The organism is Marivita sp. S0852 (assembly GCF_046591575.1).
Classification (GTDB): domain Bacteria; phylum Pseudomonadota; class Alphaproteobacteria; order Rhodobacterales; family Rhodobacteraceae; genus Marivita.
On the sequence record NZ_JBIQWA010000001.1, the window covers coordinates 786406 to 804926 of the forward strand.

The following is an 18521-nucleotide window of genomic DNA, read 5'->3' on the forward strand; positions in this document are numbered from 1 at the left end:
CAAAAAGGCGGCCGAGCAGTAATTCGCCACCACGGTCGGGCTGTAGCGCAGCCTGGTAGCGCACCTGCTTCGGGAGCAGGGGGTCGGAGGTTCGAATCCTCTCAGCCCGACCAATATCTTTTATGTTTGAAACTGCGGCAGACTGTTCCGCGATGTGAACACGCGGCGCGGTCGAGTGAAAACCGCCCATCCGTCGCATAGAGGGCGGTTTTTCTGCGTTCAGGCGACGGGTTCGTCTTCCATCACCTCGGCAAAGTTCTTGAAGAACTTTGCCGCCAGTTTCTTTGCCGTGCTTTGGATCAAGCGGCTGCCCAGTTGGGCCAGTTTTCCGCCGACATCGGCTTTCGCATCATAGCGCAGAATGGTCTGGTCGCCGTCTGCCGTGAGTGTCACATCGGCACCTCCTTTGGCGTGCCCGGCAGCCCCTCCATTGCCTTGACCGGACAAAGAAAATGCATCGGGCGCGCCCTCTGTGTTCAGTGTGACGTTGCCGGTGAATTTGGCTTTGACCGGACCCACCTTGAGCACGACTTTGGCTTCGAGTTCGGTGTCTGAATGTTTGATCAGCTCTTCGCAGCCGGGAATGCACTGTCTGAGGATTTCTGGATCGTTCAGTGCGGTATAGACCCGGTCTTTTGGAGCGTTAATGATAATTTCGTCGGAGAGTTCCATGAATGTCACCTTTTCTAACAACAGGGGAATTTGATGCGCGCGATGTGATCGGCGTGTTCCGGGGTCATGGTCATGCGCCGGCAGAGCCGGTTAACCAGTGTGAGCAGTCTAGACATGAGCATCCCTTTTTATTGCGCGGCGGCGGACCTGGATCAGTTCGGCCAGGATCGAGAGGGCGATTTCTTCGGGAGTCACCGCCCCTATATCAAGGCCAGCCGGGGCTTTGACCGCATCAATGGCTTTTTGCGGAATGCCTTTTTCGCGCAGCTTTTCGGCCAGTGATGCGAATTTGCGCGTGCTGCCGACAAAGGCGATGTGGCTTGCGTTTGACGTCACGGCGCTGATGAGAGCATCGAGATCACCTTGACCCTGGGTTGCAATCACCACGACGCGTTTGCGGTTGGATGTCGTCTGTGTCGCATCGGACGGCGCGGTCTGTGTGGTCACCGACCAGTGAAATTGCGGGGCAAGGTTGGACAGTGCCTGCGCTACGGGCGACGCGCCGATCACCGCCAAGTGTGGCATGGGGATACAGGGTTCGATAAAGATGTCGATGGTGCCGCGCGACGGGCATCCGTTTCGGGCAAAGCGGGTGCCGTCGACCTCGTCTCCGGGGGTCACACCTTTTTCCGCCAACAGGTCTTCCGGTGCGACGGATACAAGCTGTGGTGTGCCGCTTTGCAAGGCCTCCAGCGCCGCGCGTTTGACCGCGCCGCGCGTACATCCTCCCCCCAGCCAGCCATGCAGCATCGTGCCATCGGCGCTGAGCAGGGCTTTTGCTCCGGGTTTGGCCGCGGTTGCCCCGGCTGTGCGGACGATGGTGGCAAAGGCAAAGGGTTCGTCTTTGGCGCGCAGTTCTTGCGCGGCATCCGCAATTTCATCAGACAGAATCTCGGCAGGGGTCATAACGCGGCAAGCTCCTGTTCCAGCGCGGCAAGATCGCCAAGTGTGTTGGCCGCCGAAAACAGATCGAGATGTGGCAAGGCGGCGGCCATTCCAGAGGCCACTGGCGCATAGTCGCGCCAGCCTTTCAGCGGATTGAGCCAGATGACCTTGCAACCGCGTTTCTTGAGCTTTTTCAGCGCTGCGTCGATCTGATGAGCGGGTGAGGTATCGTAGCCATCCGACAGGATGAGAACGACACTGCGTCCATCGACAAAGCGTTTTGCATAGGTGTCGGCAAAGCGCTGCAGGGAGGGTCCGATTTTGGAGCCCCCGCCAAAGCCGTCCGCCATCAGCGACATCCGCCCAATGGCGCGCATTTCGTCTTTGTCGCGCAGGGCTTCGGTGATGCGTACAAGTCGGGTGTGGAACAGATAGGCATCCGCACTGCTATCGGCGCGCATCAAGCCGGCCAGGAAGGCCAGAAACACTTGCGCATATACGGTCATGGAGCCTGAGACATCGCAAAGCGCAACAATTTTGCGGGTGCGGTCGGGGCGTTTCTTGCGCAGCAACATGAGCGGTTCGCCGCCAGTGGCAAGGCTGCGACGGATGGTTTTGCGAAAGTGCAAACGATCGCCTTTGCGCGCGGCGATGCGGCGTCGGGAACGTTTGTCGCGCAGGGCGGCACCCAGGCGCCTGGCAACAGCTTCGGCTTTGGCGATATCGTCGTGGCGCACCATATCGCGCAGGTCTTTGCGCATCAGGTTGCGGATTTCAGTTGCGATCAGTTTGCCTTCGCCATCACTGTCGGCCTCTCCGTCACCGCCATCCGGGGTGGTGGCGGAGCCTGCGCCAGTGCTGCGGTCTTGGCCTTTGGCGTCCTGCGACGACTGCACGTCATTGTTGAGATTTGAGGTCTGTTTCGGAATGATTTTTTGTTTCACGCGACCCGCATCCAGCCAATAGCTGTCAAACAGCGCATCAAAGCGCTCTGCCTCGTCTTTGCAGCCTGTGCAGACGGCTTTCAGGGCGCGTCGGGCGTGTTCAGGCCACGCTGCGTCAACATGGGCCAAAGCGGACAAGGCGGTGTCGGCTTCGGCCACGCCAAGCCGTAGCCCGTTTTCCCGCAGATGCGCGACAAACCCGGCAACCCGGGCGGCAGGCCCGGGATCGCGTGCCGCAAAACGGGTGACACGGGTCATGCGGCACGTCCTGCGATGCGCTGGGCGACTTCGATGGTGACCTGTGCCTGATCCGATTGGGTTTTCAGCAAGGTTGTCAACGTCGATTGCATGACCGCCGGGTCCGAGGTCAGATCGGCGATGCCAAGCCCCATAAGAGCGGCGGCGAAATCAAGGGTTTCGGCAATGCCGGGGGTCTTTTCCAGATCTTCTTTGCGCAGTTTCTGAACAAAGCCGATGATCTGATCGGCCAGGTGGGCTTCGATCTTTGGGCACCGGGCCTTGAGGATCGCGAGTTCGGTTTGGCGATCCGGGTAGTCGACATAGGTGTAAAGGCAGCGTCGGCGGAGCGCGTCGGACAAGTCGCGTGTGCCGTTTGATGTCAGGATGACAATGGGGCGCGTGGTGGCTGTGATGGTGCCAAGTTCCGGGATGGAAATCTGAAAGTCGGACAGGATTTCAAGCAGATAAGCTTCGAATTCCTCGTCTGCGCGGTCGATTTCGTCGATTAACAGAACCGGCGGCGTGTCTTGGGTGATGGCGGCGAGAAGCGGGCGTTCCAGAAGGAAATCGCGCGAGAAGATACGTTCTTCCACGCTTTTGCCGGTTTCGCCGTCTTCGGCGGCGGCGCGGATTGTGAGAAGCTGGCGTTGGTAATTCCATTCATAGATCGCCTGCGCCGCATCCAGACCTTCATAGCATTGAAGGCGGATCAGTTGCGTGTCTTTGACCGCAGCCAGCGTGCGTGCGATCTCTGTTTTGCCGACACCAGCCGCCCCTTCCAAAAGCAAAGGGCGCCCAAGCGACAGCGCGAGGTGCAGGGCGACGGCAAGGTCGTCGGAGGCGACATACGTCTTGCCAGCAAGAGCGGTTTGTAAATCTGTCCAGGTCATATCTTGTTCGCGGGGTGCACCAGACAGCCCACCCCGCGCCCCTCGCTTAACCGTGGAGGCCAAGATCATTGGCGGTTTTCCAGATCCGCCAGTGATCATGCGGCATGTTTGTGTGCCGGTTGCCGAACGGACGGAACGCATCCTGTATCGCGTTCGAGAAACACGGCACGCCACCGACATGGGGGCTTTCGCCGACACCTTTGGCCCCGATGGGATGGTGCGGGCTGGGTGTGACGGTGTAGTCGGTTTCGTAGTTGGGCACTTCCCAGGCGGTGGGCAGGAAGAAATCCATCAATGTTCCGGTCTTGACGTTGCCCATATCGTCATAGGCAATCTCCTGTCCCAATGCGACGGCCAGTGCTTCGGTCAAACCGCCATGGATCTGGCCTTCGATGATCATCGGGTTGATCCGCGTGCCGCAATCGTCCAGTGCATAGAACCGGCGGATGTCGGCAACGCCGGTGTCGACGTCGATGTCCATCACACAGACATAGGCCCCAAACGGGTAGGTCATGTTGGGCGGATCATAATAGCTGACCGCTTCGAGACCCGGTTCAATGCCGGGAATCGCCTGATTGTAGGCCGCGAATGCGATGTCTTTCATCGTTTTGAACCGTTCCGGCGCGCCTTTCACGACAAAACGATCCACGTCAAACTCGACATCGTCGTCATGCACTTCGAGAAGGTAGGCCGCGATCATCTGTGCCTTGGCACGGATTTTGCGTCCGGCCATGGCAGTGGCAGCGCCAGCTACCGGGGTTGATCGGGAGCCGTAAGTGCCAAGCCCATAGGGCGCGGTATCGGTGTCGCCTTCCTCGATCGTGATGCTGTCGGCGGGCAGGCCGATCTCAGAGGCCAGGATTTGCGCAAAGGTTGTGGCGTGGCCCTGACCTTGGGAGATCGTGCCGAGCCGGGCAATCGCCGATCCAGTAGGGTGGATGCGGATTTCGCATGAATCGAACATGCCCAGTCCAAGGATGTCGCAGTTTTTGACCGGACCCGCGCCGACGATTTCGGTAAAGAAAGACAGGCCAATGCCCATCAGCTTGCGGGTTTTGCCAGCTTTGAAGTCTTCAACCCGCTGGGCCTGTTCCTTGCGAAGCCCGTCATAGTCGACGGCTTTTAATGCCTTATCCCACGCGGTATGGTAATCGCCGCTGTCGTATTCCCAGCCAAGCGCGGCTGTGTAGGGGAACTGCTCTTTGCGGATGAAGTTGATGCGCCGCAGCTCTGCCGCGTCCATGTTCAATTCTATCGCCAGAACTTCGATCATGCGTTCGATGAAATACACCGCTTCTGTTACCCGGAACGAGCAGCGATAGCTGACGCCGCCGGGGGCCTTGTTGGTATAAACGCCATCGACCTCTAAATACGCGGTCGGGATGTCATAAGACCCGGTGCAGATATTCATAAAACCTGCGGGAAACTTGGTCGGGTCGGCGCAGGCGTCGAAACCGCCATGATCGGCTGTGACATGGCAGTGCAGGCCGGTGATTTTACCCTCTTTGGTTGCCGCGATTTTGCCCGTCATGTGATAGTCGCGGGCAAAGGCGGTGGTCATCAGGTTGTCCATGCGGTCTTCGATCCACTTGACCGGTTTGCCCGTTACGATGGAGGCCACAACCGAGCAGACATAGCCGGGATAGGCACCCACCTTGTTGCCAAAGCCGCCGCCGATATCGGGCGAGATTACGCGGATGTTGTGTTCTTCAAGACCCGAGATCAGAGACACGATTGTCCGGATCGCATGCGGGGCCTGAAACGTGCCATAGAGCGTCAGTTTGCCGTTCACCTTGTCCATCGACGCCACGCAGCCGCAGGTTTCCAGCGGACAGGGATGTGTGCGGTGGTAGTACATGTCGGCCTCGGCCACCACGTCGGCGTTGGCGATCACCTCTTCTGTGGGGGCTTTGTCGCCTGCTTCCCATGTGAAGATATGGTTGGCATGCTTGCGCGGGCCATGTGCGCCTGCAGGGATAGAGCCGTCTTCGGCCACCAGATCTTCGCGCAGAACCACATCTGATGTGAGCGATTCAAACGGGTCGACGATGACGGGCAGTTCCTCATATTCGACCTCGACCAGTTCAATACCATCCGCGGCAGCGTAGCGGTCTTCGGCGACGACAAACGCCACTTCCTGTCCCTGGAACAGCACTTTGCCATCAGCCAGTACCATCTGTTTGTCACCGGCCAGCGTTGGCATCCAGTGCAAGCCCAACGGTTCCAGATCGGCCGCAGTCAGTACCGCCAGAACACCGGGGACTTTGAGGGCCTCTTCGGTGTTGATGCTGGTGATGCGTGCATGTGCATAGGGCGAGCGCACAAAATCGCCAAACAGCATCCCGTCGAGTTTGATGTCATCGACATAGTTGCCTTTGCCCTGGGTAAAACGCGCATCCTCGACCCGCTTGCGCGAACAGCCCATGCCCTTGAGGTTATCAATGCGATCTTCGCGTGTGACGTCGTCCTTCATTCTGCGGCCTCCACTGTGTTTTTCCCTATCGCTTCGCTAGGTGAGGGATGGGCTGCATTCATCTCGGCCGCAGCCGCCTGAATGGATTTCACGATGTTTTGGTAACCCGTACAGCGGCAGAGATTGCCAGCCATGCCAAAGCGGATTTCTTCTTCGGTCGGGTTCGGGATCTCTTCCAGCAGCTTGGTGGCGCGGGTGATCATTCCGGGTGTGCAATATCCACACTGCAATCCGTGATGTTCCTTGAACGCCTCTTGCAGCGGGTGGAGATTGTCCGGCCCACCGATGCCTTCGATGGTTGTCACCTCGGCCCCATCGGCCTGAGCCACGAACATGGTGCAGGATTTCACCGACTTGCCGTTAATGGTAACGGTGCAGGCACCGCAATGAGAGGTTTCGCAGCCGATATGCGGCCCGGTGATGTTAAGCCGCTCGCGCAGCGTATAGATCAGCAGTTCACGCGGTTCGGCGAGGAATTCTTCGTCCTTGCCGTTCACGTTCATCTTGATGTGCATTTTCTTGGACATGGGTATTCCTTTGTTGGCCCGTTCGCTGTGCTTTGTGATGGCGCGCCTCAGGCGCGCGACCAGGCGCGTTCGATGGCACGGGTCAGGATCACGCCAGCGACGTGTTTCTTGAACGCCACCGGGCCACGGTTGTCTTCGCTTGGGTCAATATCGCCCAACATGGCATCGACGGCCGCTTTGATCGCGGTTTCATCCACCGCTGTGCCAACCAGTGCGGCACAGGCCGCTTCGGAAAACACGGGTGTGTCGCTCAGGTTGGTCATTGCAACAGACGCCGAGGTACAAGAGCCGCCGTCTTTGGTGATCTGCACGGCGGCGGCTGCTGTGGCATAATCACCGATTTTGCGTTTTTGTTTTTCATAGGCGTAGCCGCCTGACGGCTTTGGAATGATGACAGCCGTCAGCACCTCGTCATCTTCGCGCGCGGTCATATAGGCCGCTTCGTAAAATTCGCGGGCAGGCACCCTGCGCTCGCCGTCTGGTCCGACAAGAACAAAGGACGCATCAAGACATTGCATCAGGCCGGGCATATCATTGCCGGGGTCGCCATTGGCCACATTGCCGCCGACGGTGCCCATATATCGGACCTGTGGGTCGGCAATCTGTAACGCCGCTTCACGCAGGATCGGGGCCGAGGACGAGAGGCTTTCGTTGTTGATGATGTCCGACTGCGTCACCATCGCACCAAGGCAGATTTCGCTGTCGCTGACGTCGATTTCTGACAATCCGCTGACATCTTGCAAATCGATCAAATGCGGAATGTCGGCCATCCGAAGTTTCATCATCGGTATCAGGCTGTGACCGCCCGCCATAACGCGGGCATCATCGCCGTGCTCGTCCAGCAAAGCGATGACACCGGTCATGTCCTTGGGTCTGTAATATTCAAATGCGGCTGGAATCATTTGCTCTCCTCCCATCAAGCGAATGTTCTGACTGGAGCAAAGCATGCCTGTGCGGTTCTGCCGCAGCTTCTGAAAACCTATGAAATTCGCGCTTTTTGCACGAAATGCGCCCTATGTTGCACGAGTTGCGCCAATCTGCGCCGCAAGAGTTGACTGAATGTCCTTGAGGTTGGCCCTGCTGACCGGTGCGGGCGGCAAATTGACGGAGGTGAAGGTACAGCGGCCCTTGTCTTTGGTGCGTTCAAACCGCGCCACCTTGCCCGGGTTAATCAAATAACTGCGGTGCGTTTTTAGAAATCCGGCGGGCAAAAGACGCTTGGTCGCCTCGGTGATGGGCCACACGCAAAATAACCTGTCCTGATCGGTGTAGACTTGGGTGTAGTGACCGTCGGCTCTTACAAAGGCCACGTCATCCGGAGCGACAAAAATCTTGGTGCCGCCTTTTTCACATGGGATTTGCAACCCGATCGGGCTGATTGACGGTCCTGGGTCGTTTGTCGGGATTTGAGGGTCCGTCTGCTTTGCCGGTTCAAGATAGGTGGTGCTGACCCACAGGAATGCGCCAAAGATGACAAAGCTTGAGAGTATGACGCCGATGGCCAGGATTTCATTGCTCATCGACGGGCCAAAATCGTTGGATTGTGGTTCTGCAACAAAGTTGGTTCCAGCCATGGCAAGAAAATGAACCGCAAACACGGCGACGCCGAAACACAGGGTTGCCAGAAATATGTTGCGGTTCGTGCGTTGGTTGTAGGCAACCCAAAACGCAAGAATGCACAAGGCAATGGCAACCGCAGATGACAACAGAACACCCAACGGCGTATACACCGCGCGGCACAGTTCCAACCCTGCCATGCCAATGTAATGCATGACCAAGATCCCGGCCCCGACAATGGCCCCGGCCACCAGAATGACCTGCGGTGTGCGTTCGGTGAAATGCAAAAGAACCAAAGCGCCGCCGACGATCAGGATCGCTGTCAAAGCCGAGATGAGCGTGATCGCAGCATCGTAGTAAAACAGAATAGGCAGCTGCAGGCCCAGCATAGCCACGAAATGCATTGACCAGATCCCGCCCCCCAGCGCGATAGAGGCGAGAGCCACCGCAATCTTGCGCTGGGCCAGCGTTTTTTCAGACAAATTGCGCGTAAGAGACAGACCGGTAAACCCGGCCACAAGCGCAATGATCAGCGATATCGCGACCAAGACGGCGTTGTGAGAAAAATCCAGCTGTTGCATGTGGTTCAAAATGAACAAAGCACCGTTGTTTGGCAAATGACCATTTGTGGCGACTTTTGTGACACAGGCAGGTGAATGTGTCTGTTCGGTTCAGACGTCCTGCGTTTGCACGCGGTGATCCAAAGACACTGGTCTGCCAGTTTCGTTTGAAGAGTGCGCCCTGGATCAGCGTTGGTCAGTGAGGTGGTCCGCCAAAGAGTGCGCAAGCGTGACCGCACCATCAAGTGCGGACCCTTGTGCGGGTGTGACCTGATCCCGGATGTCCGCATCGAGATAGGGAAGGTAGTGTCGCCCGACCCCGCCGATGAGGCATATCTTGTCGTGATCCGTGACCCGTGTGGTTTTGAAACAGGTCGTCAGATACTCTGCACCTTGCATGAGCAGTTGTTTTCCATGCACGTCGCCATCCTGAGCAGCGGCGACAACAATTGGGGCGAAGTTTGCGTAATCCTGGGGAGTGGCTTTTTGGGCGAAACGGACGATTTCGACAATATCGCCCTGAAACGCACCCATAATGTGCCGTGACAGCGCGTTTTGTGCGGCCAGCCCATCGTGAACCAGCACACAGTGCTCAAGCGCTTTGCGGCCAAGCCACGCGCCAGAGGCCTGATCGGAAAGCTGAAACCCCCAGCCGCCGAAGAAGCGGGTTTGCCCGTCTTTGCGTGCCGCGACAAACGATCCTGTCCCAACCGCGGCCACGACACCGTCAGACGTACCAAGAGCGCCGATGGTGGATGTTTCGCGATCATCCGAAACGCGGACCCGTTTGAACGGCAACGCGGATTGAATATGCGTTGCCTGATCCGGCGTCAAAACGCCCGCGAGGCCCGCATGCGCAACCGCCGCGATGATGTCGGCCTCGCCGAGTGATGCGCGCATGGCGGCGGTTTGGATTGCGGTGCAGATATTCTCAAGGGCCTGTGATGCGTCGGTGGACACATTGGCGGGCCCTCCTTCGGCCTGACCGATACAGATACCCGATGCGGTGCACACAGAGACGCGACATCCGGTGCCACCCCCGTCGATCCCGAAGATATGTCGCGTGTTGCTTGGCATGTCGAACCATTAGCAGCCCTGTTCTGCAACGCACAGTGCTTTGCGAACAAACCTGGCACCCTTGGCACCGCGGCGACCGCCGACACAGGTTTACGGTTGATTTGTGTTGAGAACCAATATTCAGGGTATTCTCGACAGCGCGCGCCAATGGAAAGAAAACACACCATCTTTGCGCGGGCGACTTTAGCTGCCCGGATTGACTTAAATATTTTGTTGAATGGTGCAGATGAGAGGGCAAACCTCGGACCAAACCCACGCCAAGCAGCGCCCCGCGCGATCGCACGACATGGAATGGTGCCCAGGAGAGGACTCGAACCTCCACGTCCATACAGACACTAGCACCTGAAGCTAGCGCGTCTACCAATTCCGCCACCTGGGCAGGTGTCGTGAGGCAGGCGTGTAATCCTGTCGCTGTGGGCTGTCAACGGCATTTTTAACGGTATCATCTTTCCCTTTGCGGCAATCCTTCACCTTGCTCGTGGCGGGTGACGGGGATACAGGTCGTGCAAGGTTTGACCGGGAGCATGCACATGTCCAAACTCGTCACAATTTACGGCGGTTCGGGGTTTATCGGCCGTTATATCGCCCGGCGTTTGGCGAAAGCCGGATGGCGTATTCGTGTTGCGGTCAGACGCCCGAACGAGGCGATCTTTGTAAAGCCGTATGGGGTTGTTGGTCAGGTTGAGCCGATTCTCTGCAACATTCGGGATGATCAGAGTGTCCGTGCCGCCATGCAAGGAGCGGATGCGGTTGTGAACTGTGTTGGCATTTTGGCCGAAGCGGGCAAAAACACCTTTGACGCTGTTCAGTCTGAGGGGGCTGCCCGGATTGCCCGGATTGCGGCGTCTGAAGGTATTGAAACTTTCGTGCATATTTCCGCCATTGGCGCGGATGCAGACGCCGACAGTGCGTATCAGCGCAGCAAAGCCAAAGGCGAAGCGGCGATTCTTGAACACATGCCGAACGCCACAATTCTGCGTCCGTCGATTGTGTTTGGAGCAGAAGACGCCTTCTTTAACCGGTTTGCTGGCATGACACGCTTTGGACCGATTTTGCCAGTGGTCGGGGCCGACACCAGGTTTCAGCCCGTGTATGTTGACGATGTTGCCAAGGCGGCCTGCATGGCGCTGGAGGGTGATGCCGAAGGCGGGATCTATGAGTTGGGCGGACCCGAGGTGAATACCTTCCGCGAGCTTATGGAGCAAATGCTGACAATTATCCGCCGGCGGCGGCTGATCATGAACATTCCGTTTTTTATGGCAAGCATTATGGGGGCCGTATCGGATCTTGTGAACAAGATCAGCTTTAGTCTGATACCCAGTATGATAACCCGGGATCAGGTTAAAAACCTGCGCAATGACAATGTCGTGTCAGGGCAGGTCAAAACATTTGAGACCTTGGGAATTCAGCCTGTCACCCTTGAATCGGTGCTTCCTGAATATCTGTGGCGGTTCCGTCCATCTGGCCAGTATTCAGAAATCAAGGAAAGCGCCAAGAACCTGCGCAGCTCTGATAAGGCGTGATCGGGGGAACTGGCCTGACCGCGTTCAATGCGGACGTGCGAGGATTTCGAGTGTTTTGGCGTTGATGCACCCCGGAGGCGCTGACTTTGCCACGTTTGCCTGATCGCCAAGCCACCCCTTACAAGTTTCAACAAGAGCACATCCCCGGCATTCTGTGACAAGGCCTGCATAGTCTTGCGGCGTTAACCGATCATTGGCCATCGCCTCTGAAAGACTGACCCCCATCGCGCGTGCAACGCTTCGGGTGAGCCAAAAGTGTAATTCAGCATCTCCTAGGTTCTGAGCCATCATTATGTCCGTCCTTCTCTCATCTTTTCAGGGCTTTCTGCGGGCACACATTTCAAAATGGCACCGCACCAAAGCCGGTGTTTCCCCTGTTTGAATACCGGTGGGGTCGGCTTGTTTGATCCGCACTGACCACGTGGTCCTGGCACATTATGCCAAGGCTTGCGGTCTTTGGCGGTGCTGGCGCGGCGTGACTGTGCCGTATCGTTCACCAGCTTGTCTGTTTGTTGGCTTGCCCGTGCAAAAGCGGACGTCATGGCCCGCTGACGGTCATCGCTATGATTTCAGAGACGCGAACACATCGCCGTTTCTGCAATAGTCTGGCAGGCTGACATTGCTTTCTTCGCTGTCCAGTAATTTGCGGCATGCGTCGGGGTGTGTGCAGCCGACACACCTGTCTATCGCGTCGTCCAGTTGTTCCTCTGAGAATTCGGCCCGCATGAACAGGTCCGTCAAATCAAGATTTTGACGGTCCGCCATATCAAGAACGAGTTTCGTATGTTGGGCACGTTTGTATTCTGTATGCATGACAAAGCTCCCTTTGTGATGTCCTCAGGGTAGGGAGTGACTGGAGTTTGAGCTTTGATGCAGGTCAACCGGGCGGATTAGAGCCCGGCGGCCGTTCGCCGAACGGTTTCCATACGCGCAGCGTTGGGGGGGTGGGTTCCAAGGAAGCGATTTCCAGGATCGGGAATTCTGTTAAAGAATTCAGCGCCCCGAACGGGATTATAACCCGCGCGTGCGGTAATTATCGTCCCCAGTTCATCTGCTTCGAGTTCGAAATTTTTTGAGTAACGCCGTGCGCCGAGTGTCGCGCCAATCTGCTCTGCAGATTCAACCGCGGCCGAATCTGCGCCGCCCAAGGCAGCCAGACCTGACAAAATGACAGCCCCAACCGCCGCGTTTTGCTGGGTGCGGCCCAGATGCCCCAAAATGTGATGCGCGGCTTCATGGCCCATGACAAACGCAAGCTCGTCAGCATTGCTTACCGATGCGATCAGGGCAAGGTTGAAGGCGAGGATCGGACGGCCATTGCGATCTACCGTTTGAAATGCGTTGGGTGGTTGATTGGGTCGATCATCCACAACGATCTGAAAATCACAATTGGCACGGGGGATACGCCGACGACATTCGCGTTCGGCAACCGGTTCGACCGTTTCGACCACGGTGACGAACTGGCGCGCTGCTGCGCCAGCGCGTGCGCGCACTGTCCGGTCATCAAGGGCGGGTTGGGTCGTGGTCGGGCGTTGCGGTACGGGCGCGGATACGGGCGCAATATCGCATGCCACAAGGGCGGTGCATGCCAATACAAGTAGCCAGCGCATAAACGTCTTCCCCGAATAGATCGGCTATCAAATAGGGCGATCCGGCCAGACCTGCCAGTCCCGATTTCGGACCGGTGGATTTTCGCAGATGCGGCTTGGCAAGGCCCCGAACCGCGCGGTACGCTCTGCCAATGTTTAGCATCGAACACGAATTTGACTCGACCGTTGTCACACTGGTCGATGAAGGCACTGCCCCGCTGCAAGAAGACGTTGTTGTGAATGGCTTCGAGGAATGTATCACCGTCGAACAATACGACCCGCGCACGGATCGGATGAACAAAATCACCTTTTCTATATCGCAAATGCGGGATCTTGCCGCTGCGCTGTCCTTGCCAGAAGGAGTGTATCTGCGTCGGGCTGACGACGATCAATCAAGCTGAAACACCTTGTACCGGCTTTTGTGGCCACGTTTTAATGTGAGCCGCGATTTCGCGACGCCCAATACCTTTGCCAGAGTTTGAACCACTGCTTTGTTCGCGCTGCCATTTTGTGCCGGGGCGGTCACACTGATCTTGATTGTCTCTGCGTCCATCTCCACCTGTGTGCGACGGGCGTTCGGAGTTACATAGACCTGATAGCGGGCACCTGGTTGGGCACGGGACGCAAGACTGTTCTTTGACATCCCAAATCCCTATCACGCAAGACACTGTATCCAAAGCTGTGCGGCGGATACGCAAAGTCAGATCACGAGAGGAGGCGTCATGCCTGAGGCCAATGCAGCCGTTCTGGAATTTTTGCAAACCCGCCGATCCCGTCCGGCCAAGCTTCTTCGCGGGCCAGCCCCGGACCGCGAGGCGCTTTTGCCGTTGCTGACAGCGGCAGGGCGCACGCCGGATCATGGCAAACTGGAGCCTTGGCGATTTCTGGTCTTGGAAAAGCCGGCACTAAAGCGCATCGCCGAAGCCGTGGACAGCCGCGCAGTTGCGAAAAATATGCCAGCCGATGACATTGCCAAGGCGCGCAGCCAATTTGACGACACCCCGTTATGCGTCGGTGTCATCGAAGTGCAAAAACCGTCAGAGAAAATACCGGCAATCGAACAGACCTATTCGGCAGGCGCGGTTTGCCTGGCCTTGTTAAATGCGGCTTTGGCATCGGGATGGGGTGCGAATTGGCTAAGCGGGTGGCCTGCGCATGACCAAGCGTTCTGCAAAGAGCATCTTGGGCTGGCCGATCACGAACGCGTCGCGGGGTTCATACATATCGGTACGGCATCCTCTGCTCCCCCAGAGCGCCCCCGCCCGAACATCGCAGATATCACAACCTGGGTTGATGCATGATCCTGCGCAGCCTTCTTCTTACCATGGGTCAATTGGGTGATGCGCGGTTCCGCCGCGTCCTGTTTCTTGGGGTTGGATTGGGCTTTGTCCTGCTTGTTGTGTTCTTCGCCGCGCTTTTGTGGGGCGTGAATGCGTTTCTTGGCCCCGAGGCGACATTGCCTTTCATTGGTGAAGTGACCTGGCTTGACGATTTGATCAGCTGGACTGCGTTTATTTCCATGATCATTCTGTCGGTTTTCCTGATGGTGCCCGTGGCCTCTGCCATGACATCCCTGTTTCTCGATGATGTGGCAGATGCCGTCGAAGACAGGCACTATCCGCATCTTTCGCAGGCACCGCGCGTGTCTTGGGGCGATGGTCTGCGCGACACGGTGAATTTTCTGGGCGTTCTGATTGGCGCAAATATTTTGGCGCTTGTTCTTTACGTCCTGTTTCCGCCTTTTGCGCTTTTTATCTTTTGGGGGTTGAACGGATTCCTGCTTGGGCGGGAATATTTCACACTGGCCGCCATGCGCCGGGAAGGGCGCGCCGGGGCGCGCGCCTTGCGAAAACGTCATATGGGGAAGATCTGGTTGGCGGGTGTTCTGATGGCGATGCCATTGTCACTGCCTTTGGTGAATCTGGTGATCCCAATTCTTGGGGCCGCAACCTTTACCCACCTGTACCACCAAATTCAGGCGCAGGCCCCATCCGGTTGAAGAAGTCGATGTCGCGGACCGTGATCCAGCCAGACAGGATGATCCCTGCAATCACAACCCACAGAGCCAAGCCAACCCAGGTGGTGATCCATGCCTTGCGCTTGAGGTTATGCACCTCTGGCGAGCCCGCATGGGTGCCGGGAACAATTTTACCGACGTCCCCCTGTGTCTGAAGCCGAACCGGGATCACAATGAGAAATACCATAAACCAAATGACGGCATATAGAACGAGCGCGGACGTAATAGACATGCAGGTACTCCTTTAGACCCCTATGTGGGGCATGGTTACACTTGTTCCAGTTCGACAAGGCAGCCATTGAAATCTTTTGGATGTAAAAACAGCACGGGTTTGCCATGCGCGCCGATTTTCGGAGTACCATCACCCAAAACCCGCGCCCCGGTGGCTTTCAAATGATCCCGCGCGGCCAGAATATCATCTACCTCGTAACAGACATGGTGAATCCCGCCTGATGGATTTTTTTCAAGAAACCCATTGATCGGGCTGTCTTTGCCCAGTGGATAAAGCAATTCGATTTTTGTGTTGGGCAATTCAATAAAGACAACGGTGACACCGTGATCTGGTTCGTCCTGCGGGTCTCCAACCTTGGCCCCCAAAGCGGTGCGGTATTGGGCGGCGGCTGCCTCAAGGTCCGGCACGGCAATAGCCACGTGATTCAAACGTCCGATCATCTGCGTCTCTCCAACAAGAACTGTGCGCCGTTTATCCCCCGAGCAGACAAAGCAGACAAGAGGTCTGGCGATGTTAACGACCTGTTAGCCAACCCATCGCAAAGTAAAGCGACTCACGGAGGGCGAACGATGGATGAACACGCATTGGACCAGTTTCACAAACCAACAGTCACGCGACCGTTGTTGGGGCTCACGCTCCTCGCGGTTGAGGACAGCCGATACGCATGTGACGCGCTTAGGCTTATGTGTGTTCATAGCGGTGCCCGACTGCGACGTGCAGATTGTCTGAAATCCGCGCGACGTCATCTACAGGTATACCGCCCTTCTGTTGTTATCGTGGATATGGGGCTGCCTGACGGGAGCGGTGCAGACCTGATTTCGGAACTGTCGAGCTGTTTGCCACGGGTGTCGGTCCTTTTGGGAACAAGTGGAGACAGTTTTTCCGAAGATGTGGCGTACGCCGCCGGGGCGGATGGGTTCCTGGCCAAGCCGGTTTCCAACCTTGGCGTTTTTCAGAACGCGATCCTGCAACATCTTCCGCAAGAAAGGCAGCCAAGTGGTTTGCGCGCGGTTCATAGCGAGCCAATTCAACCCGATCCCATCGCATTCCGGGAAGATATGGCACATATGGCCGAAATTCTTGATGGGCCGGTGGACGACCGCACCGTCGATTATGTCGCCTTGTTTTTGCGTGGTGTTGCACGCGCCGCCGAAGACAATGTGTTGGAATCTGCGGCAACTGATCTGGCCCGCGCCCGAGCGCAGGGTGTTCCTTTGCGGGGACAGGTCATGCGGATCACCGGCCTGGTCGAGGCGCGATTGAGTGATGCGATCGCTGTCTGATCACGGTGGAACGATGCCCCAGAATCTTCTTTTCATAAATATGCTGAGGGGTTTGGGGGGCCAGCCCCCCAATGCATCGGCTTGTTTTACAGTGATCGCTTCACTGTAAAGCTGTCTCAGTCGTCCTCTGGTATCACGCGCAGCCGCAGTTCCATCAACTGGTCCGAGCTCGGCTCAGACGGGGCGTCCATCATCAAATCCTCAGCGCGCTGGTTCATCGGGAACATGATCACTTCGCGAATGTTCGCAGTGTCGGCAAGCAACATCACCATCCGGTCGATTCCGGCAGCACACCCACCGTGGGGCGGTGCGCCAAAGCGGAATGCATTGACCATGCCGCCAAAGCGTTTGCGCACTTCGTCTTCCCCATAGCCGGCAAGTTCAAACGCTTTGAACATAATCTCGGGTTTGTGGTTCCGGATGGCCCCAGACACCAGTTCATACCCGTTGCAGGCCAGATCATATTGATAGCCCAGCACATCCAAAGGATCGCCCTGCAAAGCATCCATACCGCCTTGTGGCATCGAAAACGGGTTGTGGCTGAAATCGATTTTACCAGTTTCCTCGTCGGCTTCGTACATCGGGAAGTCAACAACCCAGCAGAAGGCAAACCGATCAGTTTCGGTGAGACCAAGTTCATCGCCAATGGCAACGCGTGCTTTGCCAGCAATTGTTTCAAAGTTGGACGGTTTGCCACCCAGGAAAAACGCCGCATCGCCGACGCCCAGACCCAATTGCTGACGGATGGCTTCTGTACGTTCCGGGCCAATGTTCTTGGCCAAGGGACCAGCGGCTTCCATGCCGTTGCCCTGATCGCGCCAGAAAATATATCCCATTCCGGGCAAGCCTTCTTTCTGTGCAAACGCATTCATGCGGTCACAGAATTTGCGGCTGCCGCCACCCGGTGCGGGAATAGCGCGGATTTCGGTGCCGTCCTGTTCCAACAGCTTGGCAAAAATCGCAAAGCCAGAGCCGCGGAAATGCTCGGAACAGTCCTGCATCTTGATCGGGTTGCGAAGGTCGGGCTTGTCCGTGCCGTACCAAAGCGCCGCATCGCGATACGAGATCTGAGGCCACACAGCATCGACTTTTTTGCCGTTGCTGAATTCCTCGAACACACCTTGCATCACAGGCTGGATCGTGTCGAAGACATCCTGTTGCGTGACAAATGACATTTCCAGGTCAAGCTGATAAAAATCAGTCGGCGACCGGTCTGCGCGTGGATCTTCATCGCGGAAACATGGGGCGATCTGGAAATACTTGTCAAAGCCTGACACCATAATCAGCTGTTTGAACTGCTGTGGTGCCTGCGGCAATGCGTAGAATTTGCCCGGATGCAATCGAGACGGCACCAGGAAGTCGCGCGCACCTTCGGGAGAGGATGCCGTGATGATCGGGGTCTGATATTCACGAAAGCTCTGATCCCACATGCGCTTGCGGATAGAGGCCACCACATCCGAGCGGAGCGTCATGTTGTTTTGCATTGCCTCGCGGCGCAAATCCAGAAAACGATACCGAAGACGGGTTTCTTCCGGATATTCCTGATCGCCGAATACGATCAAAGGCAGCTCTTCCGCCGCCCCGAGCACTTCCATGTCGCGCACGAAGACTTCGATCTCGCCGGTTGGCAACTTGGGGTTTACCAGCCCTTCATCCCGTGCCTTCACTTCGCCGTCGATGCGGATACACCATTCTGAGCGAACCTTCTCGACCTGGGAAAAAACCGGGCTGTCGGGATCACACAGAACTTGCGTCACGCCGTAATGGTCGCGCAAGTCTATGAACAATATGCCTCCATGGTCCCGCACGCGGTGGACCCATCCCGACAAGCGGACGGTTTCTCCGACGTTTTTCGCCGTAAGATCGGCGCAGGTGTGAGAGCGAAAGGCGTGCATGATAGGTATCCTCGGGCGGAGAAATTTGGCCCGATACACCCTCTACGCCTTGGGAAGTCAAGCCGTGCCCCGGTTGCGTGCCCCGATGCAGTGCAGAAAAAACAAATGTAGCCTGCTTGCAGTCGCCCACGCCATGCCTATAACGCATCCAGTTTGC

The 18521-nt window shown here is 57.0% G+C and carries 21 protein-coding genes and 2 tRNA genes; 6 read left to right on the forward strand and 17 right to left on the reverse strand.

Features of this window, described 5'->3' with window-relative positions; genetic code table 11:
- The first annotated feature begins 36 nt into the window (after positions 1 to 36).
- Positions 37 to 113, forward strand: a tRNA-Pro gene (locus tag ACG74X_RS03810).
- Between the two features lie 106 nt (positions 114 to 219).
- Here the strand turns inward: ACG74X_RS03810 and ACG74X_RS03815 are convergent.
- From ACG74X_RS03815 to ACG74X_RS03860, 10 genes are all read right to left on the reverse strand, one after another.
- On the reverse strand, positions 220 to 672 hold the full coding sequence (locus ACG74X_RS03815) for a CoxG family protein (protein WP_411232807.1): 453 nt from the start codon (positions 670 to 672) through the stop codon (positions 220 to 222).
- Positions 673 to 780: 108 nt separating this feature from the next.
- Positions 781 to 1578, reverse strand: coding sequence for an XdhC family protein (locus ACG74X_RS03820; protein ID WP_411232808.1), 798 nt, complete (start codon positions 1576 to 1578; stop codon positions 781 to 783).
- Positions 1575 to 2759 (reverse strand): vWA domain-containing protein, encoded by a 1185-nt coding sequence (locus ACG74X_RS03825; RefSeq protein WP_411232809.1) that lies wholly within the window; start codon positions 2757 to 2759, stop codon positions 1575 to 1577. The genes ACG74X_RS03820 and ACG74X_RS03825 overlap by 4 nt, the downstream gene beginning before the upstream one ends.
- A complete protein-coding gene (locus ACG74X_RS03830; RefSeq protein WP_411232810.1) occupies positions 2756 to 3631 on the reverse strand; it encodes an AAA family ATPase in 876 nt (291 codons plus the stop codon). The genes ACG74X_RS03825 and ACG74X_RS03830 overlap by 4 nt, the downstream gene beginning before the upstream one ends.
- Before the next feature lie 46 nt (positions 3632 to 3677).
- The gene (locus ACG74X_RS03835; protein ID WP_411232811.1) at positions 3678 to 6104 is read right to left on the reverse strand and encodes an aerobic carbon-monoxide dehydrogenase large subunit; all 2427 of its coding nucleotides are present in this window, start codon (positions 6102 to 6104) and stop codon (positions 3678 to 3680) included.
- Positions 6101 to 6631, reverse strand: a complete 531-nt coding sequence (locus ACG74X_RS03840; protein ID WP_411232812.1) for a (2Fe-2S)-binding protein — start codon at positions 6629 to 6631, stop codon at positions 6101 to 6103. The genes ACG74X_RS03835 and ACG74X_RS03840 overlap by 4 nt, the downstream gene beginning before the upstream one ends.
- Before the next feature lie 47 nt (positions 6632 to 6678).
- Complete coding sequence (locus tag ACG74X_RS03845) at positions 6679 to 7533, reverse strand: FAD binding domain-containing protein (RefSeq protein ID WP_411232813.1); 855 nt, start codon at positions 7531 to 7533, stop codon at positions 6679 to 6681.
- A 111-nt stretch (positions 7534 to 7644) separates the two neighbouring features.
- On the reverse strand, positions 7645 to 8769 hold the full coding sequence (locus tag ACG74X_RS03850; protein WP_411232814.1) for an MHYT domain-containing protein: 1125 nt from the start codon (positions 8767 to 8769) through the stop codon (positions 7645 to 7647).
- A 165-nt stretch (positions 8770 to 8934) separates the two neighbouring features.
- A complete protein-coding gene (locus ACG74X_RS03855; RefSeq protein ID WP_411232815.1) occupies positions 8935 to 9825 on the reverse strand; it encodes a BadF/BadG/BcrA/BcrD ATPase family protein in 891 nt (296 codons plus the stop codon).
- 292 nt (positions 9826 to 10117) lie between these two features.
- Positions 10118 to 10204 (reverse strand) — tRNA-Leu (locus ACG74X_RS03860).
- A 151-nt stretch (positions 10205 to 10355) separates the two neighbouring features.
- Here ACG74X_RS03860 and ACG74X_RS03865 point away from each other — a divergent pair.
- Positions 10356 to 11348, forward strand: a complete 993-nt coding sequence (locus tag ACG74X_RS03865) for a complex I NDUFA9 subunit family protein (protein ID WP_411232816.1) — start codon at positions 10356 to 10358, stop codon at positions 11346 to 11348.
- Between the two features lie 24 nt (positions 11349 to 11372).
- On the opposite strand, the gene ACG74X_RS03870 is transcribed toward ACG74X_RS03865, so the two are convergent.
- From ACG74X_RS03870 to ACG74X_RS03880, 3 genes are all read right to left on the reverse strand, one after another.
- A complete protein-coding gene (locus ACG74X_RS03870; protein ID WP_411232817.1) occupies positions 11373 to 11639 on the reverse strand; it encodes a DUF6455 family protein in 267 nt (88 codons plus the stop codon).
- A gap of 270 nt (positions 11640 to 11909) precedes the next feature.
- Positions 11910 to 12161, reverse strand: coding sequence for a DUF6455 family protein (locus ACG74X_RS03875; protein WP_411232818.1), 252 nt, complete (start codon positions 12159 to 12161; stop codon positions 11910 to 11912).
- Between the two features lie 77 nt (positions 12162 to 12238).
- On the reverse strand, positions 12239 to 12958 hold the full coding sequence (locus tag ACG74X_RS03880) for a M48 family metallopeptidase (protein WP_411232819.1): 720 nt from the start codon (positions 12956 to 12958) through the stop codon (positions 12239 to 12241).
- 131 nt (positions 12959 to 13089) lie between these two features.
- On the opposite strand from ACG74X_RS03880, the gene ACG74X_RS03885 reads away from it, so the two are divergent.
- On the forward strand, positions 13090 to 13338 hold the full coding sequence (locus tag ACG74X_RS03885; protein ID WP_411232820.1) for a hypothetical protein: 249 nt from the start codon (positions 13090 to 13092) through the stop codon (positions 13336 to 13338).
- Here the strand turns inward: ACG74X_RS03885 and ACG74X_RS03890 are convergent.
- The gene (locus ACG74X_RS03890) at positions 13326 to 13580 is read right to left on the reverse strand and encodes a DUF167 domain-containing protein (protein ID WP_411232821.1); all 255 of its coding nucleotides are present in this window, start codon (positions 13578 to 13580) and stop codon (positions 13326 to 13328) included. The genes ACG74X_RS03885 and ACG74X_RS03890 overlap by 13 nt on opposite strands.
- A 79-nt stretch (positions 13581 to 13659) precedes the next feature.
- Between ACG74X_RS03890 and ACG74X_RS03895 the strand changes: the two genes are divergently transcribed.
- Together ACG74X_RS03895 and ACG74X_RS03900 are read left to right on the forward strand one after the other, a co-directional pair.
- Positions 13660 to 14238 carry a nitroreductase gene (locus tag ACG74X_RS03895; RefSeq protein ID WP_411232822.1) on the forward strand — a complete coding sequence of 193 codons (579 nt, stop codon included), beginning with the start codon at positions 13660 to 13662 and terminating at the stop codon, positions 14236 to 14238.
- Positions 14235 to 14936: an EI24 domain-containing protein gene (locus tag ACG74X_RS03900; RefSeq protein ID WP_411232823.1), complete on the forward strand. Its 702-nt coding sequence runs from the start codon at positions 14235 to 14237 to the stop codon at positions 14934 to 14936. Before ACG74X_RS03895 ends, ACG74X_RS03900 begins: the two co-directional genes overlap by 4 nt.
- Here ACG74X_RS03900 and ACG74X_RS03905 read toward each other — a convergent pair.
- Positions 14890 to 15186, reverse strand: a complete 297-nt coding sequence (locus ACG74X_RS03905; RefSeq protein ID WP_411232824.1) for a DUF1467 family protein — start codon at positions 15184 to 15186, stop codon at positions 14890 to 14892. The genes ACG74X_RS03900 and ACG74X_RS03905 overlap by 47 nt on opposite strands.
- Before the next feature lie 35 nt (positions 15187 to 15221).
- Positions 15222 to 15626, reverse strand: a complete 405-nt coding sequence (mce, locus tag ACG74X_RS03910; protein ID WP_411232825.1) for a methylmalonyl-CoA epimerase — start codon at positions 15624 to 15626, stop codon at positions 15222 to 15224.
- 129 nt (positions 15627 to 15755) lie between these two features.
- Here mce and ACG74X_RS03915 point away from each other — a divergent pair, with 129 nt between their 5' ends.
- Entirely contained in the window at positions 15756 to 16469 is a 714-nt protein-coding gene (locus ACG74X_RS03915; protein WP_411232826.1) for a response regulator, read from the forward strand.
- Between the two features lie 116 nt (positions 16470 to 16585).
- Here the strand turns inward: ACG74X_RS03915 and aspS are convergent, their stop codons facing one another.
- A complete protein-coding gene (gene aspS / locus ACG74X_RS03920) occupies positions 16586 to 18364 on the reverse strand; it encodes an aspartate--tRNA ligase (protein WP_411232827.1) in 1779 nt (592 codons plus the stop codon).
- Positions 18365 to 18521 lie beyond the last annotated feature (157 nt).